The sequence below is a fragment of the Marinobacter sp. VGCF2001 genome (assembly GCF_049943275.1).
GTDB lineage: Bacteria > Pseudomonadota > Gammaproteobacteria > Pseudomonadales > Oleiphilaceae > Marinobacter.
In genome coordinates, this window is record NZ_JBNFVX010000001.1 from 152005 (window position 1) to 168422 (window position 16418).

19 protein-coding genes and 1 tRNA gene are annotated in these 16418 nt (G+C 56.4%); 15 read left to right on the top strand and 5 right to left on the bottom strand.

The window, feature by feature from the left end:
- Nucleotides 1-62 precede the first annotated feature (62 nt).
- Together xthA and ACP2AU_RS00700 are read left to right on the top strand one after the other, a co-directional pair.
- Entirely contained in the window at nucleotides 63-875 is an 813-nt protein-coding gene (xthA, locus tag ACP2AU_RS00695) for an exodeoxyribonuclease III (protein WP_426373850.1), read from the top strand.
- An 18-nt stretch (nucleotides 876-893) separates the two neighbouring features.
- A complete protein-coding gene (locus ACP2AU_RS00700; RefSeq protein ID WP_426373851.1) occupies nucleotides 894-1523 on the top strand; it encodes a TetR/AcrR family transcriptional regulator in 630 nt (209 codons plus the stop codon).
- Between the two features lie 2 nt (nucleotides 1524-1525).
- Here the strand turns inward: ACP2AU_RS00700 and ACP2AU_RS00705 are convergent, their stop codons facing one another.
- On the bottom strand, nucleotides 1526-1945 hold the full coding sequence (locus tag ACP2AU_RS00705; RefSeq protein WP_426373852.1) for a phasin family protein: 420 nt from the start codon (nucleotides 1943-1945) through the stop codon (nucleotides 1526-1528).
- Between the two features lie 342 nt (nucleotides 1946-2287).
- Between ACP2AU_RS00705 and ACP2AU_RS00710 the strand changes: the two genes are divergently transcribed.
- The 4 genes from ACP2AU_RS00710 to hemH are packed head-to-tail and all read left to right on the top strand — an operon-like array spanning nucleotide 2288 to nucleotide 4729.
- Nucleotides 2288-2725, top strand: a complete 438-nt coding sequence (locus ACP2AU_RS00710) for a YeeE/YedE family protein (RefSeq protein WP_426373853.1) — start codon at nucleotides 2288-2290, stop codon at nucleotides 2723-2725.
- Between the two features lie 3 nt (nucleotides 2726-2728).
- A complete protein-coding gene (locus ACP2AU_RS00715; RefSeq protein WP_426374407.1) occupies nucleotides 2729-3184 on the top strand; it encodes a DUF6691 family protein in 456 nt (151 codons plus the stop codon).
- On the top strand, nucleotides 3165-3593 hold the full coding sequence (locus tag ACP2AU_RS00720; RefSeq protein ID WP_426373854.1) for a TIGR01244 family sulfur transferase: 429 nt from the start codon (nucleotides 3165-3167) through the stop codon (nucleotides 3591-3593). The genes ACP2AU_RS00715 and ACP2AU_RS00720 overlap by 20 nt, the downstream gene beginning before the upstream one ends.
- Before the next feature lie 23 nt (nucleotides 3594-3616).
- The gene (hemH, locus tag ACP2AU_RS00725; protein ID WP_426373855.1) at nucleotides 3617-4729 is read left to right on the top strand and encodes a ferrochelatase; all 1113 of its coding nucleotides are present in this window, start codon (nucleotides 3617-3619) and stop codon (nucleotides 4727-4729) included.
- Nucleotides 4730-4797: 68 nt separating this feature from the next.
- On the opposite strand, the gene ACP2AU_RS00730 is transcribed toward hemH, so the two are convergent.
- Nucleotides 4798-5085 carry a hypothetical protein gene (locus ACP2AU_RS00730; protein ID WP_426373856.1) on the bottom strand — a complete coding sequence of 96 codons (288 nt, stop codon included), beginning with the start codon at nucleotides 5083-5085 and terminating at the stop codon, nucleotides 4798-4800.
- Nucleotides 5086-5181: 96 nt separating this feature from the next.
- Nucleotides 5182-5272 (bottom strand) — tRNA-Ser (locus ACP2AU_RS00735).
- A 253-nt stretch (nucleotides 5273-5525) separates the two neighbouring features.
- On the opposite strand from ACP2AU_RS00735, the gene ACP2AU_RS00740 reads away from it, so the two are divergent.
- The 5 genes from ACP2AU_RS00740 (at nucleotide 5526) to ACP2AU_RS00760 (ending at nucleotide 7715) form a co-directional block, all read left to right on the top strand.
- The gene (locus ACP2AU_RS00740; RefSeq protein ID WP_426373857.1) at nucleotides 5526-6227 is read left to right on the top strand and encodes a Bax inhibitor-1/YccA family protein; all 702 of its coding nucleotides are present in this window, start codon (nucleotides 5526-5528) and stop codon (nucleotides 6225-6227) included.
- Nucleotides 6228-6324: 97 nt separating this feature from the next.
- Complete coding sequence (tusD, locus tag ACP2AU_RS00745; RefSeq protein WP_426373858.1) at nucleotides 6325-6735, top strand: sulfurtransferase complex subunit TusD; 411 nt, start codon at nucleotides 6325-6327, stop codon at nucleotides 6733-6735.
- Between the two features lie 2 nt (nucleotides 6736-6737).
- Nucleotides 6738-7088 carry a DsrE family protein gene (locus ACP2AU_RS00750; protein ID WP_426373859.1) on the top strand — a complete coding sequence of 117 codons (351 nt, stop codon included), beginning with the start codon at nucleotides 6738-6740 and terminating at the stop codon, nucleotides 7086-7088.
- A 6-nt stretch (nucleotides 7089-7094) separates the two neighbouring features.
- Nucleotides 7095-7385, top strand: a complete 291-nt coding sequence (tusB, locus tag ACP2AU_RS00755; protein ID WP_426373860.1) for a sulfurtransferase complex subunit TusB — start codon at nucleotides 7095-7097, stop codon at nucleotides 7383-7385.
- Nucleotides 7386-7388: 3 nt separating this feature from the next.
- Nucleotides 7389-7715 (top strand): TusE/DsrC/DsvC family sulfur relay protein, encoded by a 327-nt coding sequence (locus tag ACP2AU_RS00760; RefSeq protein WP_426373861.1) that lies wholly within the window; start codon nucleotides 7389-7391, stop codon nucleotides 7713-7715.
- Nucleotides 7716-7740: 25 nt separating this feature from the next.
- Here the strand turns inward: ACP2AU_RS00760 and ACP2AU_RS00765 are convergent, their stop codons facing one another.
- Complete coding sequence (locus tag ACP2AU_RS00765; protein ID WP_426373862.1) at nucleotides 7741-8952, bottom strand: DUF445 domain-containing protein; 1212 nt, start codon at nucleotides 8950-8952, stop codon at nucleotides 7741-7743.
- A gap of 183 nt (nucleotides 8953-9135) precedes the next feature.
- Entirely contained in the window at nucleotides 9136-9723 is a 588-nt protein-coding gene (nfuA, locus tag ACP2AU_RS00770) for a Fe-S biogenesis protein NfuA (protein ID WP_426373863.1), read from the bottom strand.
- A gap of 235 nt (nucleotides 9724-9958) precedes the next feature.
- On the opposite strand from nfuA, the gene metH reads away from it, so the two are divergent.
- From metH to ACP2AU_RS00790, 4 genes are all read left to right on the top strand, one after another.
- Nucleotides 9959-13657: a methionine synthase gene (gene metH, locus ACP2AU_RS00775; protein WP_426373864.1), complete on the top strand. Its 3699-nt coding sequence runs from the start codon at nucleotides 9959-9961 to the stop codon at nucleotides 13655-13657.
- A gap of 15 nt (nucleotides 13658-13672) precedes the next feature.
- On the top strand, nucleotides 13673-13903 hold the full coding sequence (locus ACP2AU_RS00780) for a DUF2970 domain-containing protein (RefSeq protein WP_426373865.1): 231 nt from the start codon (nucleotides 13673-13675) through the stop codon (nucleotides 13901-13903).
- Between the two features lie 345 nt (nucleotides 13904-14248).
- On the top strand, nucleotides 14249-15901 hold the full coding sequence (locus ACP2AU_RS00785) for a nitrite/sulfite reductase (protein WP_426373866.1): 1653 nt from the start codon (nucleotides 14249-14251) through the stop codon (nucleotides 15899-15901).
- On the top strand, nucleotides 15894-16400 hold the full coding sequence (locus ACP2AU_RS00790) for a DUF934 domain-containing protein (protein WP_426373867.1): 507 nt from the start codon (nucleotides 15894-15896) through the stop codon (nucleotides 16398-16400). Before ACP2AU_RS00785 ends, ACP2AU_RS00790 begins: the two co-directional genes overlap by 8 nt.
- Nucleotides 16401-16418: the final 18 nt, after the last annotated feature.

Below are 16418 nucleotides of genomic sequence, written 5' to 3' on the forward strand. Positions count from 1 at the left end.
GCACACGGCAGCGGCCATCGTGTGTGGTAAACTTCCGGAAATTTTCCGGAGGTTCTGCGCCCATGATGTTTGTGTCGTTCAACGTGAACAGTATCCGCACCCGCCTGCATCAACTCGAAGCCGTCATCCAGGAACTCAATCCGGATGTGATCGGCCTTCAGGAAACCAAAGTCAGAGACGAAGAGTTCCCCGTCGAGGCGATTGAGGAACTGGGTTATCACGTTCACTTTCACGGCCAGAAAACCCACTACGGCGTCGCCTTGCTCTCCCGCGCCCAACCAGAGCGGGTGGTAAAAGGGTATCCGGGGGACGATGAGGATGCCCAGCGCCGCTTGATTACCGGCCAGTTCACCATCAATGGTCAGCCCCTGACAGTCATCAACGGCTACTTTCCTCAGGGCGAAAGCCGTGATCACCCCATAAAATTTCCCGCCAAACAGAAATTCTATGCCGATCTGATGGCCTACCTGGATGAACTCGCCAAAAAACCCGGCCATATTCTGGTCATGGGCGATATGAATATCTCCCCTACCGACCAGGACATCGGTATCGGCGCCGATAACGCCAAACGCTGGTTGCGCTCCGGCAAATGCAGTTTCCTGCCGGAGGAACGCGAATGGCTGGGACAAGTGGAACAGCGCGGGTTCACCGACGTTTTCCGGCATCTGCACCCCGGCGAAAAGGACACCTTCAGCTGGTTCGATTATCGCAGCAAAGGCTTTGAACGGGAGCCGAAACGCGGCCTGAGGATCGATCTGTTAATGGCCAGCGACAGCTTGCTGACAAAGGCCAGAGCAGCCGGCGTTTCTTACGACATCCGCGGGATGGAGAGGCCCTCGGATCACTGCCCGGTCTGGGCATCCTTTGATCTCTGAACAGTCAGGCCGTTACGGATGAAGAAAGTCAAAACCAGGGACCGGATTCTCGACGTCAGCCTTCAGCTGTTCAATCGTGTTGGGGAGCCCAATGTGACAACGCTGCTGATTTCCGATGAACTGGAGATCAGCCCCGGCAACCTGTATTACCACTTTAAAAGTAAAGGCGATATCGTTGAGGAGCTGTTTGAGGCTTACGAAGCCGAGATGGTCGACTTGCTGGCGGTGCCGGAAGAGGCCGAGGTACCCATGGACCAGTTCAGCTTTTTCCTGCACTTGCTGTTCGAGGCGGTCGCCCGCTACCGCTTTCTTTACCAGGATCTGGTCAACGTCCTCTCCCGTTACGATCGTCTTCGTGCCCGGTTTCGCAGAATTCTGAAAAAGAAAGACGCGGCCTTCACTACGCTCTGCGAAAGCTTTCGCCGGCAAGGCATTATGATCATCAGTGCCGAGGAACTGGCTTCCCTGTGCGAACAGCTGACCTTGACCGTCTGTTACTGGAGCAGTTTCGACACCCTGTCTCACCTGGATGACCGGGAAGCGGTCGACCCGGGTCGCGGCGTGTACCAGATGCTGCACTTACTCCTGCCCTACCTGACTGAGGAAGAACAGGAGCAGGTGCGGCTGACCAGCCAGACGTACCTGTAGCGTTACTCTTCCTCGTCGCTGGCTGGGGCCCGGCCACGGAGCCTCTGAAGCTCGCCCTCCAGCGCTTCGATACGGCGCTCGAGGGCATCAATTTCTTCGCGGCGATGGATTCCAAGCCGCCGTAGAGCACCGGAAACCCGCTGGTCAAACATATATTCCAGCTTGTCCCAGGTTCCGGTTGCCCGTTCACGCACCTCGCCGACACGGTCTTCTACCGTACGGATCTGTTTTTCAACGACGCCCCGGGTTCTGGTCTCGAGTTGTTCACCTTCCTGAACCAGGCGATCAAAGAACTTGCCGGCATCCTCTTCCGCTTTGGTGTAGGCGCCAAGGCCGGCCAGCCAGATCTGGCGGGCAGAGTCTTTAATCTTGTTTGCCAGCTGCGGATCATTTTCAGGGTTGTTGTCGTCGTGCTCGGACATTCGTACCTCAGGGTTATCGGGTATTTTCAGTGCACCATAGTGTATTACAGCCGGCCCCGAATTGCAGTGACAGCGCTGAAAGCCGCATCATGAAAGGCTGCAGTATAACCACCAGTGGTATATGAAAAAATGTTTTCAAACGAAAGCATATCTCACTTGAACTGTGCAATTTATGGTCAATACTTTCAGATACCGGCATCCCTGTTGATGTCGGTTTGTCTGGAAGTCTTTCATGGATACTACTCGCACGCCTCTGCCCGGCATTCTTTGCCGGGCTTTTTTTGTTATTATTTCGCCCGATTATAACCTTATTCCAGAATTAGAATTTCAGGGAGTTATTCCATGATTGATATTGCCTGGAGCCAGTTCACACCTGGCACCGCGTTAACAGGCGGCCTGCTGATCGGCCTTGCCGCCGCCAGCTTGTTGTTACTGAACGGTCGAATTGCCGGCATCAGCGGCATTCTTGGCGGCCTTCTGGCACCGGCCCGCGGAGACCGCCTGTGGCGACTGGCCTTTCTTGCCGGGCTACTTGGCACACCGGCCATCTGGGTGCTGTTTGCCGACCTGCCTGCGATCGAAATTGAAGCTGGCTATCCGTCACTGGTCATCGCAGGACTGCTGGTGGGCGTTGGCACCCGCTACGGTTCTGGCTGCACCAGTGGCCACGGCGTTTGCGGGCTCTCGCGGCTGTCGCCACGCTCGCTGGTGGCAACCCTCAGCTTCATGGCAACGGGTTTTGTCTCGGTCTTTGTTATTCGCCACATACTGGGGGCCTGAATGATGAAATACGCCCTGACCTCACTTCTGGCCGGCCTGATTTTTGGCCTCGGGCTGATTGTTTCCGGTATGGCCAATCCTGAAAAAGTACTGGGATTTCTGGACATCGCAGGCCAGTGGGACCCCTCACTCGCCTTCGTGATGGGAGGCGCAATTATTGTTGGCCTGCTTGCATTCGCGCTTGCGCGCAGGCGCACACTGTCCTTTCTGGGCTTCACCATGAACACTTTGGCCAACACCCGGATTGATACACGCCTGGTGCTTGGCAGTATGATGTTTGGTGTCGGTTGGGGGGTCGCCGGCTTCTGCCCTGGCCCCGCAATCGTGGCGCTTGGCGCGGGCGAAATAAAGGCGGCGGTCTTTGTTGCATCCATGGTCGCCGGTATGATGGCATTTGAAGCTATTGAACGAGTTGCAAGATCGTCTGAGGGAGAAATGCGTGGATATCAGAAAGATTGATGACAACCTCTCGGTTGCGCCGCAGATCGCGGTCGAGGATGTCGCCGACATTGCGCGGCTTGGATTCCGGACCCTGGTCGCCAACCGGCCAGACCACGAGGAGCCCGGCCAGCCTGCGATGGCCGACATCGAAGCCGCAGCCGCAGAGCATGGCCTTGAATGGGTTTATATGCCCGTGGCCTCTGGAAACATCAGCGATGACGATGTGGCGCGCTTTGCGCCGATGATCCGGGATGCCGACAAACCCGTATTGGCCTTCTGTCGCTCAGGCACGCGATGCACAGTACTCTGGGCCCTGAGCAGCGCCCAGGAGCAGCAGCCCGAAGACATTCTCTCCCGGGCACGCAATGCAGGTTACGACCTGACCGGGCTTATCCCCCGCCTGCTAGAGCAGGCCGGCAAGCGTTAATTTTCACCTCACGGAAAGTCTCAATGCCTTACAACGGGAACGATAGTTACACCCACAACGAGCCTGACCGGCTTGGTGTGCTGGTTACCAACCTGGGAACCCCTGACGCACCCACCTCATCCGCGCTTCGCAGGTATCTCGCAGAATTCCTCTGGGATCCCCGCGTTGTCGAGGTGCCCAGACCGCTTTGGTGGCTCATCCTGCACGGTGTCATCCTCAGGATCCGGCCCCGCAAGAGCGCCGAAGCCTATGCCAGTGTATGGGAAAAGGACGGCTCTCCCCTGCTGACCCACACCGCCAAACAGGCTGAGGGTATTCGCGAGGCGCTGAAGCAGCGTTTCGGCACCAATGTGGTTGTGGGCTTCGCCATGCGATACGGCAATCCGTCCATCGCCCGGGTGCTCGAAGAGATGCAACAGCAGGGCGTGCGCAAACTTCTGGTTCTGCCCCTGTACCCGCAATATTCTGCGTCAACCACGGCGTCGACTTTCGATGCTATTGCCCACGACTTTACCCGGCGGCGCTGGCTTCCGGACTTCCGGTTTGTTTCCCATTACCACGATTTCCCGCCCTACATCGAGGCGATGGCGAGCCACATCGAAGCGCACTGGGCAGAGCACGGCCGCAAGGAAAAACTTATCCTGTCTTACCATGGCGTGCCCCTCAAATACTTGCTCAAAGGTGACCCGTACCATTGCGAGTGCCACAAAACGTCGCGACTGCTGGCTGAGCGGCTGGGGCTTGGTAAAGAGCAATACACGACCACCTTTCAGTCCCGGTTCGGGCGAGAGGAATGGCTGCAGCCTTACACCGATGAGACCCTGAAAGCACTGCCCGGGCAAGGCGTGAGCTCCATTGATGTTTTCTGCCCCGGTTTTTCATCGGATTGCCTCGAAACCATTGAGGAAATCAATGAAGAAAACCGGGAGTACTTCATGGAGTCCGGCGGCGACAGCTTCAGTTACATCCCCTGCCTGAACGAAACCCCCGGGCATATAGAGGCACTGGTAAAGCTGATTGAGGACAATTTGCAGGGCTGGGCGATTCCGGAAAACACGCCGGAATCTCTGGAGCAGCGGGCGCAATTGGCGGAAGAGCGAAAACAGGCAACCTATCCGGGCCGAACCGACCTCTGAGCCAGGGGCGGCAATTTATCGGGCTCATGATCATTCTTCAGAGCCCGGCCGCCAGGGACGGCGCCAGTTCAGTGATCCCGATTACCGTCTGGCTGAGGGTCGTTTGTGGGGGTGCCGGCTTCAGGATCCTTGCTGACACGCCCGTGGCCGGCCCCATGATCAGACGCACCCGCCGCTTCGGCCTGTTCAGCCAGGTCCGGGACGGCCTGACAGAAGGTGCATTCTTCGGTGTCGACCGCGGCACCGCCGGTTTCCACATAGCGCACGCGATGACTGGCCCTGCCCCGGTTTGCAGACACGGCAAAGCGACGCTTCTCGCGCTCGGGCTGATTCTGTGGTGTTGATTTATCCGGCATATGGAAAGCTCCCGAATATCATAGTGAAGATCACGACGCGTTGAGACGCGGGCAACGGTTACTATGTGGGGAGTAAAACGAGGAAAGCAAGAAAAATGGCGGTGGGCCAGGGATTCGAACCCCGGGACGGCTATTAACCGTCGGCGGTTTTCAAGACCGCTGCATTAAGCCACTCTGCCAGCCCACCGTCTTGCTGAAACGTTGAAGCGCTTCTGCTTGCCGTCTCAACGACAGCGGGGCAAATGATACCGGATTCACCTCCGCTGTCAACGCCTTACAAGAAAAACAAAGCAAATTCCGCGGCTTCTGTTCAAAGCCTGAGCAGGATTACCGAGTTTTAATGGAATCCATTCGCGCTTTTCCTGTCGTAAATGATTGAAAGTTGCGGTTTCGACATTATCATGGTCTACAATACCCAGTCGCATTAAACGGAGATGACAATGGAAGACAGACGTTTCGGCGTTCAGAACAACCAGGCGGCGTACTCGCCGGCCGGCGAAACCAGTCGCGCCACGGCAGGTATCAGCGATGAAGCCATGAAGGTGCTACGTAACACCTATATGCTTCTCGGCATGACCCTGGCGTTTTCAGCCGTAACTGCGTTCCTCAACATGAATGGCACGCACCCGGGCTTCCTGATCACGATCGTGGGCTACATCGGCTTGCTGTTCGCCACTTATAAACTGAAAAACAGCCCATGGGGCATCGTCACCACGTTCGCCCTGACCGGCTTCATGGGCTACACCCTGGGTCCGATCATCGGCGCGTTCGTTGCTGCGGGTGCTTCCCAGATCGTTGCCCAGGCACTGACACTGACAGCCGTTGCATTCGTGGGCCTTTCGGCGACCGCTATCATCACGAAGAAGGACTTCAGCTTCATGTCCAGCTTCCTGACAGCCGGTGCTTTTGTCCTGATTGGTGCCATGCTGCTGGCTTTCTTCATGGAGAGCTCGGCTCTGCATCTGGCGGTCTCTGCCGGCTTCACCATTTTCGCCTCCATCATGATCCTGTTCGAAACCAGTCAGATCATCAAGGGCGGCGAGCGGAACTACATCATTGCTACCGTAGGTCTGTACGTATCGATCTACAACCTGTTCGTCAGCCTGCTGCACCTGCTGTCTGCGTTCAGTGGCGAAGACTGATTACCGATCGTCTTCCGCCTATAGAAAACCCCGGCCTTTGCCGGGGTTTTTGCTTTAGGTAAACTGACAGACTTTCCATCAGCAAGTATCTGCATCTATGCCAGAGTCTCTCAGCTATACATTGGTGATTACCGGCGCACCCTGGGCCACACAGGCCCCACAAACCGCCCTGTCACTGGCCAGCGCCCTATTGCAGGCAGGCCATCAGATTGACCGCGTATTTCTGTACGGCGACGGTGTACACCTGGCCTCGGCCCTGAGCGCGCCACCTTCCGATGAGCAGCACTGGCCGCGGCTGTGGTCTGAATTTCTCGCTGAACACCATATTGGTGGCGTAGCCTGCATTGCCTCAGCGCTTCGCCGCGGGATTGTCGATCAAGCCGAGCAGGCGCGCTATGAGCTTGCCGCCAACAATCTGCGCGCACCGTTTGAAATCGCAGGTCTCGGAGAGTGGGTGGACGGTAACCTGAAGTCAGACCGGGTTCTTTATTTTCACGGGGGCCATTGAACATGACCACGCTGCTTGTCATCGACCAGCCACCTTATGGCTCCTGGACCGGGCGGGAAGCGCTTGATATGGCGTTCTCCCTGGCCGCGTTTGACCAACCCTCCGCCCTGCTATTTGTGGGTGCCGGCGTCAACTGGCTGTGCAAAGGCCAGAACGCGAGCATCCTTGGGCAAAAAACGGTGGAGAAAAACCTCTGTGCAGCCCCCGTGTTCGGGGTTGAGCAACTATTGGTAGACGCCCGGGCCTGCCAGCAGTATGGCCTGACAGCGAGCGAATTGCTGTCTGGGGCCATTCCGACCAGCTCGGTTAGCGAGACCCTCGCCCAGTTTGACCAGGTGGTCTTTGCCGGATAGGAACAGATGATGCCTGATAACGTGAAGAACACCCTGCATATCATTAACAAAGCACCGGAACACCCGAGATTCAGGCGCTGCCTCGACTGCATACAGCCGTCAGACACACTGCTTCTGATCGAAGACGCCGTGCTGGCTCTGGCAGATGGCGGGCAACAACTACCCGCCGCGGTGCACGCTCTCGATGCAGACATCACGGCCCGGGCCCTGGGCAATCGCGTGCCCGGGGGCCTTCTGGTCGACTACGCCGGCTTTGTCGAACTGACGGTTAATCATCCACGAATCATTAACTGGTAACTCATGAGCGCCTCACCTCAGCCCACACGAAACAACGAAGGTTTTCTGGAAGATGCCACCGTCTGGACGCCAGACATTGCCCGGGACATTGCCCGGGAGGACGGCATTCAGCTAAACGAAAATCACTGGGAAATCATAGAGTTTCTGAGGATTTTTTACACAGAGCACGAGATGTCGCCACCTTCAAACCGGCTGTTCGTCAAGGCGGTAAAAGAAGCGCTGGGCAGCGAAAAAGGCGACAGTATTTATCTGATGACACTCTTCCCGGGTACGCCAGCCAAAACTGCGTGCCGGATTGCGGGCCTTCCCCGCCCAACCAACTGCCTTTGAACGACAGGCCCTTTAATTTCCGTATTCAACCCAGAATAGCCTGAGGGAGACCGCTCATCGCAAAAAACTGGGCCAATCCTGCGGCGGCGCCGAACAGCCCGCCCACCAGCATCAGTTGCACCTCCTCCTCACGGAAAGCCGGCCTCAATATATCCTGAAACTCCTCCGGCCCGAGGGCTTTCATCTGGTTCGAGAGCACACCGGCAACTACCGGCGCCCGTTCCCGGTTGAACTCGGGGTCACTGAATACATCCCGGGTGGCCAAAACCGCTTTCTGATTCATCACTCGCTTGAGTTCGGCGTAGCCCGCCATGCCGACTGACACCTGGGCTGCAAGCTTCATTACCAGCGAATTGTCGAGCATTGGGCGCAGATGCTTCTGAATAATCGCCCGGGTGCGCTCGCCATGCTGCCCATTGACCATGGCATCGGCAACTTTCTCAACGGTAATCAGCTCTTCGGCCACCAGGCGTGCCCAGGTGTCGCTGATCTCTCCCTGCCGCTTCAGAAACAACCCCTGGCACTGCCAGAAGAGAATCCTGCGCGGCCGGACAGGCGCAAAGATCAGGTTGATGGCAATCCAGTTAGTCACAAAGCCAATAAAGAAACCGCCTACCGGCAGCAACCACGGCTGCGGATAGAACACTGAAACCGGCGCCAGTATCGCCCCCATGAACGCACCGATGAGTGCTCCCCGGTTAATAACCGACCGGAGCTCCACGGCTCCGGCTTGCTGGAAGATACGGTTCATCAGGTCCGGATGATTTTCGAGCTCCCGGCTCAGAAGCACTTTGAGGTCCACCAATTCATCCAGGTCGTCGCCGAAGTCTTCTACCAGCTCTTCAACCCGTTTCGGCAATTGCTGCCGGGACCAGTCGTAAATCCTTGCGCGCACAAACAAAGGCAGGTTGTCCCAGAGCACGGGCTGAATTTCGTACATAACTTCGTCGATGTACTCATCCATGCGGGGCGTCACCTGCGCAACCACCTGTTCTGCAATACGGTTAGGCTCCAGTTGCTGGTACACGGAATTGAGATCGCCGAACTTTTGCAGCGTGCGGTCGATGCAGATGTGCGCCATTTTTTCGGCCTTGCGGGGAATAACGCCCTGCCAGCCGACCACACCCACCCCGACAAAGCGGACCGGATGAAATGACATCTGTATGGCAAGCCAGTTGGTGAACCATCCCACCACGGCGGCCATGACAGGGACAGACAAAAGAGCAAGGTCAGTCAAGCGTTACCCCAAAATCAGAAATGCGAGCTCTCACACGGCGCGGATCATACCCGGGCGTTGATTCTGTGTATGTGACCGATAATGACGTATTGCGGGTATCAGACCATTGGCCGTGTAGCCAGGTAAGGCAGGTGTTTTTGGCAGCCGCCAGAGACAGAACGGCTGCCCGGGGAAGTCGACAACTTATTGATAATAGGCGTTTTCAGTGTTTGAGTGGTCCGTCACATCCCGTACCGCCGAGATTTCCGGTACACGCTCCATAAGGGTTTTCTCAACGCCCTGCTTCAACGTCAGGCTCACTGCAGAACAACCCTGACAACCACCACCAAAGCGCAAAACCGCGACCGACTCATCGACAATCTCGACCAGCGATACGTCACCGCCGTGGGCCGCAAGATTCGGATTAATCTCCGAGGCCAGAACATAGTTCACGCGATCCGGCAGTGGCGCATCGTCAGCCACTTGCGGAACCTTGGCATTGGGGGCCTTGATGGTCAGCTGCCCTCCCATCTGGTCTTTGGAATAATCAACATAGGCGTCTTCCAGGAACGCCACTGAATTATGATCCAGATACAGGGTGAACTTCTCAAGATCCACTTGCTCATCCGTTGGAACCACCTCGTTGGGCGGACAATACGCCAGACAGGTCTCGGCGTTGCGGGTGCCCGGCTGGGTCACAAAAATACGCACACCCATGCCCTCTACATCCTGCTTTTCAATCAGTTGCGCAAGATAATCCCTCGCGGAATCAGTCACAGTTACCAGAGCCATGCTTCCTACCTGTTATCAAGTGTGTCTGTCATTTTATGGGAGATCGCCGGAACATAAAAGACCAAGTAAAATAGTCGGGCATTAACAGGGTAATCATTTTCCCGTACGCCCCGGCACACTGCCCAAGTGGAACTTGATAATGATCATCCGTACTAAGACGGGTTCCCGCGTTTTTGCTATCATCCCGCACCATAACGAAAAACCGACGTAAATCACGACCCCCGGAAGACTCTCTATGACCGACCTCAACACCCGTCTGGCCCAGCTTCAGCAAGCCCTCAAGGAGCGAATCATCATTCTTGACGGGGGCATGGGCACCATGATCCAGAATCAGAAACTGGATGAGGCCGCCTTCCGGGGCGATCGGTTCAAAGATTACGACCGTGACGTTCAGGGCAACAATGACCTCCTGAACCTCACGCAGCCTGCTCTGCTCCGGAATATCCACGCGGACTACCTCGATGCAGGCGCGGACATTATCGAAACCAACACCTTTAACTCCACCCGCCTGTCCCAGGCCGACTACGGCATGGAAGAACTGGCCCATGAACTGAACGTCGCGGCGGCCAGGCTGGCGAGAGACATTGCCGACGAATTTACCGCGAAAAATCCGGACAAGCCCCGTTTTGTTGCCGGCGCCGTCGGCCCGACATCCAGGACAGCCTCTATTTCACCTGATGTGAACAACCCCGGTTACCGAAACGTGGATTTCCAGACCCTGGTCGAGAATTACTACGAGGCGGTATCAGGCCTGGTGGAAGGCGGCGCCGACCTGATTCTGATCGAAACCATCTTCGACACCCTGAACGCCAAGGCTGCCATTTACGCTACCCAGCAATTCTTCATCGACAGCGGCATCGAGCTGCCGATCATGATTTCAGGCACCATCACCGACGCCTCCGGTCGCACTTTGTCCGGGCAAACCACGGAGGCGTTCTATAACTCCATTGCCCACGCCAAACCGATTTCGGTCGGCCTCAATTGCGCTCTCGGCGCTGATGCACTGCGCCCCTATGTAGAGGAACTGGCGAACAAAGCGGAAACTTTCGTCTCGGCACATCCCAATGCCGGCCTTCCCAACGAATTTGGTGAATACGACCAGACCCCGGAGGAAATGGCAGAGATTATCGAAGGTTTTGCCAGAGACGGCTTCCTAAACATCATCGGCGGCTGTTGCGGTTCCCGGCCGGATCATATTGAGGCAGTCGCCAAAGCCGTCGCCAAATACCCACCGCGGACGCTGCCGGATCGCCCAAAGGCGCTTCGCCTCTCTGGCCTTGAGCCGTTTACCGGTGACGAAAACACCCTGTTTATCAACGTAGGTGAGCGAACCAACGTTACCGGGTCGAAGCGTTTTCTGCGGCTGATCAAAGAAGAGCAGTACGAAGAAGCCCTGAGCGTTGCCCGGGATCAGGTAGAGAATGGTGCCCAGATCATCGACATCAACATGGACGAGGGTATGCTCGATTCCCAGGAGGTGATGGTCACCTTCCTGAACCTGGTTGCGTCGGAACCTGACATTTCACGGGTACCGGTGATGATCGATTCCTCCAAATGGGACGTGATCGAAGCGGGGCTGCGCTGTATTCAGGGCAAAGCCGTTGTTAACTCGATCAGCCTGAAGGAAGGCGAAGAAGAGTTCATCAAGCGCGCCAGGGACTGTATGCGTTATGGTGCCGCAGTGGTGGTGATGGCCTTCGACGAAGACGGCCAGGCCGATACCTTTGAACGCAAGACGGAAATCTGCAAACGCTCTTACGATGTGCTTACCGGCATTGGTTTCAACCCCGCCGATATCATTTTCGATCCCAACATTTTTGCCATCGCCACCGGCATCGAAGAGCACAACAACTATGCCGTTGACTTCATTAACGCCACTCGCTGGATTCGGGAACATTGCCCTCACGCATCCATCTCCGGTGGCGTCAGCAACGTGTCCTTCTCTTTCCGCGGTAACGATGCGGTACGCGAGGCCATCCACTCCGTCTTCCTCTATCACGCCATCAAGGCAGGCATGAATATGGGGATCGTCAATCCCGGCCAGCTGGTGATTTATGACGAAATTGAGCCTGACCTCAAAGAACTGGTGGAAGATGTGGTGCTGAATCGCCGCGACGATTCCACTGACCGGCTTCTGGAAGCCGCAGAACAGTTCAAGGGCAAGGGTGGCAAGGCCCAGGAAGAAGACCTGGCGTGGCGTGAGTGGCCCGTTGAAAAACGCCTGGAACACGCGCTGGTCAAAGGCATTACCAGCTACATAACCGAAGACACCGAAGCGTGCCGACAGAATGCCAGCCACCCGATTGAAGTCATCGAGGGGCCGCTGATGGATGGTATGAACGTGGTCGGCGACCTGTTTGGCGATGGCAAAATGTTTTTGCCGCAGGTTGTCAAAAGCGCCCGCGTCATGAAACAGGCGGTTGCTTACCTCATTCCCTACATTGAGGCCGAGAAAAGCGAAGACCACAAAGCCAAAGGCAAGATTCTGATGGCGACGGTCAAAGGCGATGTTCACGACATCGGCAAGAACATTGTCGGGGTTGTGCTGCAGTGCAACAACTACGAAGTGATTGACATGGGCGTGATGGTGCCCGCCGACAAGATTCTGGAAACCGCCAGGAAAGAAAACGTAGACATTATTGGCCTCAGCGGCCTGATCACCCCCTCGCTGGATGAGATGGTGCACGTGGCTCGGGAAATGCAGCGACTGGACTTCAGCATTCCACTGATGATCGGCGGCGCCACCACCTCCAAAGCCCATACTGCAGTGAAAATCGAGCCGCAGTACAAGAATGATATCGCGCTGTATGTATCGGATGCGTCCCGCTGTGTGAATGTTGCGTCGCAACTGCTGAGTAAAACCGCCAAGCCGGGGCTTGTTGAAGCCTCAAGAAACGAATACGACGAAATCCGCGAGCGCAGGAAAAACCGGGGAGACCGGACCAAGCTGGTTTCTTTGAAAGAAGCACGTGCACGTGCCCCGGAAATCGATTTCGCGGGCTACCAGCCCCCGCAGCCGGAATTTACCGGTGTCCGGGTGTTCGAGGACTACGATCTGCAGGAGCTGGTCGAATATATAGACTGGACCCCGTTTTTTATCTCCTGGGACATCTCTGGCAAATACCCTGCAATCTTCGATGATCCCAAGCGCGGCGAAGCCGCACTGAATCTGTTCGACGATGCCCAGAGGCTCCTGAAGCAGATGATTGACGAAAAGCGGATACAGGCCCGGGGCGTCATCGGTTTCTGGCCCGCCAACCGCCGGGGCGATGACATTGTGGTTTACGCCGATGAATCCCGCACCAGTGAGCTCACCACGTTGCATCATCTGCGCCAGCAGGATGAAAAAGCGCCAGGGCGACCGATGGCGGCGCTGTCAGACTTTGTCGCCCCGGAAGACCTGCACCTGAAAGATTACGTCGGCGGTTTTGCGGTAACCACCGGGATCGGCGTGGAGGAACTGGCGGCAGAATTCAAGGAAGCCCACGACGACTACAGTGCGATTATGGTGCAGGCGCTGGCTGACCGTTTGGCAGAAGCGTTTGCCGAGCGGATGCATGAACGGGTTCGCAAAGAATTCTGGGGCTATGCAACCGATGAGCAGATGGCCAACGAGGATCTGATCAAAGAACGCTATCGCGGTATCCGCCCTGCCCCCGGCTATCCGGCCTGCCCGGACCACACAGAAAAGGCAACCCTGTTCAAGCTTCTGGATGCTACTGCCAATACCAGCCTTGATTTGACCGAACATTTTGCCATGTACCCGACGGCGGCGGTCTCCGGCTGGTACTTTGCTCACCCGGAAGCAAAATACTTTGCCGTCGGTAAAATTGGCGTTGACCAGGTTGAGGACTATGCTGAACGCAAAGATCTTTCCAAGGCCGAGGCCGAACGCTGGCTGATGCCAAGCCTGGCGTACGACCCGGCCGAATAACCGAAGGCTGGCACCATGAGCAATAACAAGAACAACACCAGCGACGAAGCGCCCCGTAGACCGGGAGTTTTGAAAATCATGCAAAGCATCCTGGCCGGCGCGCTCGGAGTACAGTCCGATAAGCGCCGCCGGGAGGATTTCTCAAATCAAAACCCACTGCCTTACATTGTCGCTGCCGTGTTGTTTACCGCAGCGTTTGTTGGCGCCCTGATTTTGGTGGTGCAACTGGTTTTGTCCGGGCAGTAATCTACTGCCCGGACACCCAAAACACGGCAAAGGCGACCGCCAGAAAAACCAACAACACCGCTGCCACGGCATCAGCCTGACTGTCCGATTGCTCAGATTTCCTCATAGCTGCCTTCCTCATGCCTGTCCTGGTTTTATTCAGCCTCGTCCCAAGTAAAGCAGGAAATTGATGTTCGTCCAGTATCACTGCCTGCGGCTTATCGCCTGAATCGATAATGTTATGTTGAAATAATCATTTTGAGAATAAAAACCAAGTGGTATCCTGCCTCGCAGGAATAAGGCGGGGTCTATGAAACCGCGTCAATCATTTGAGCTTTTCTGATGTAGCAGGCAGGACGTCCCACTATGTACGTTTATGATGAACACGACCGGCAGATTGCCGAAGAACGTGTTGCCCAGTTTCGTGATCAGACCGAGCGAGCCCTCGCCGGTGAGCTGTCCGAGGAAGAATTTCTCCCGCTCCGGCTGCAGAACGGGCTGTATGTGCAGCGTCTTGCACCCATGCTTCGAATCTGTATTCCATACGGTATGCTGCGGTCGGAACAGCTTCGCCGTCTGGCGCGCATTACCCGCGATTATGACAAGGGCTACGCGCATTTCACTACCCGCACCAACATTCAGCTGAACTGGCCGAATCTGGAAGATGTCCCCGATATTCTGGCGGAACTGGCAGAAGTAGAAATGCATGCCAACCAGACCAGCGGTAACTGCATCCGGAATACCACGACAGATCCCTTTTCCGGGGTTCAGGTTGATGAAATTGCAGACCCTCGCCCCTATTGCGAGGCTATCCGCCAGTGGTCAACCTTTCACCCCGAATTCGCTTTCCTCCCGCGCAAATTCAAGATTGCCGTGAACGCCTCCGAGCACACCGATCGCGCCGCCATCCGTGTTCACGACATCGGCTTGCAGCTGGTTCGCAACGATGAGGGTGAGCTGGGCTTTCGCGTGCACGTGGGTGGCGGTCTTGGCCGCACCCCCATGGTCGGGCCGGTTATCCGCGAATTCCTGCCGGAACTGGACCTGTTGACCTACCTGGAAGCCATCGTCCGTGTGTACAACCGCTACGGTCGCCGGGACAACAAGTTCAAAGCCCGTATCAAGATACTGGTCAAAGCACTGAGCCCGGAAGGGTTTGCCGAAAAGGTAGAAGCCGAGTGGGCCCACATCAAAGACTCACCGTCCAGGCTCACCCGGGATGTCGTCAGCAAATTCCAGGGATACTTTACCGAGCCAGCCTACGAGGCGCTGGACAACGCGACCGAGCAACTGGCCAGCCAACGGTTCGAAAACCGCGCATTCGACAATTGGCTCACTCATAACGTGAACAGCCACAAGAAGCCCGGTTACGCCATCGTCACCCTGACACTGAAGAAAACAGGCACGCCCCCGGGGGATGTCACCGATTTTCAGCTCGAGCAGATTGCCGATCTTGCCGATGAGTACAGCTTCGGGGAAGCCAGGGCCACTCATGAACAGAATGTGGTACTGGCAGACGTTCGCCAGGATCGCCTTTACGAACTCTGGCAAAAGCTCGTTCCCCTGGATTTCGCAACCGCGAATCTGAACACACTGAACGACGTCATTTGCTGCCCCGGCGGTGATTTCTGTGCGCTGGCTAATGCCAAGTCCATTCCAGTGGCTGAAGCCATTCAGCGCCGTTTTGATGACATGGACTACCTGTATGATCTGGGAGCAATAGACCTGAACATATCGGGTTGCATGAACGCCTGCGGCCATCACCACGTCGGTAATATCGGCGTACTGGGTGTCGACAAAAAGGGCGAGGAGTTTTACCAGATCAGCCTCGGCGGTTCGTCCCACCATGACGCCACCATTGGCAAAATCCTCGGGCCATCCTTTGCTCGCGAGGAAATGCCCGACGTCATCGCCAAGCTGATTAACGTCTATGTCGAAAACAGAACCGAAGAGGAAACCTTCCTGGACACCTATCGCCGGGTCGGTCTGAGCCCTTTCAAGGAGCGGGTTTATGCCTGAAGTAATTACCGCCAATGGCAGCATTCGTAAAGATGAGTGGGTCGTGGTGCCTCGCCCTCCGGTGGGCGAATCCCTGGCAATCCCCGAGACTGAGCCGGCACTGATTCCGGCAGATCTCTGGCTTGCCGGTTACGAGCATTTTGCCGGCAACGATCAGATTGGCGTATGGTTCGACAGCCACGACGAGCCGGAGCTGCTGGGAGAGAAAGCACACGAACTGCCGCTGATCGCCGTTAATTTTCCGCGTTTTGTGGATGGGCGCGGCTACAGTATCGGCCGCCTGCTGCGGGAGCGTTTTGGATACCGTGGCGAACTCCGTGCCATTGGTGACGTCTTGCTCGATCAACTTCAGTTCATGAAGCGCTGTGGGTTTGACAGCTACGTACTGCGTGCTGATAAAGACATTGCCAAGGCACCCAAGTGCCTCAATTTCTTTACGCAGACCTACCAGGCCGCCACCGATACGGACCAGCCCCTGTTCCGCCGTCGGGCCTCGTAAATCCAATCACCCGCGCAC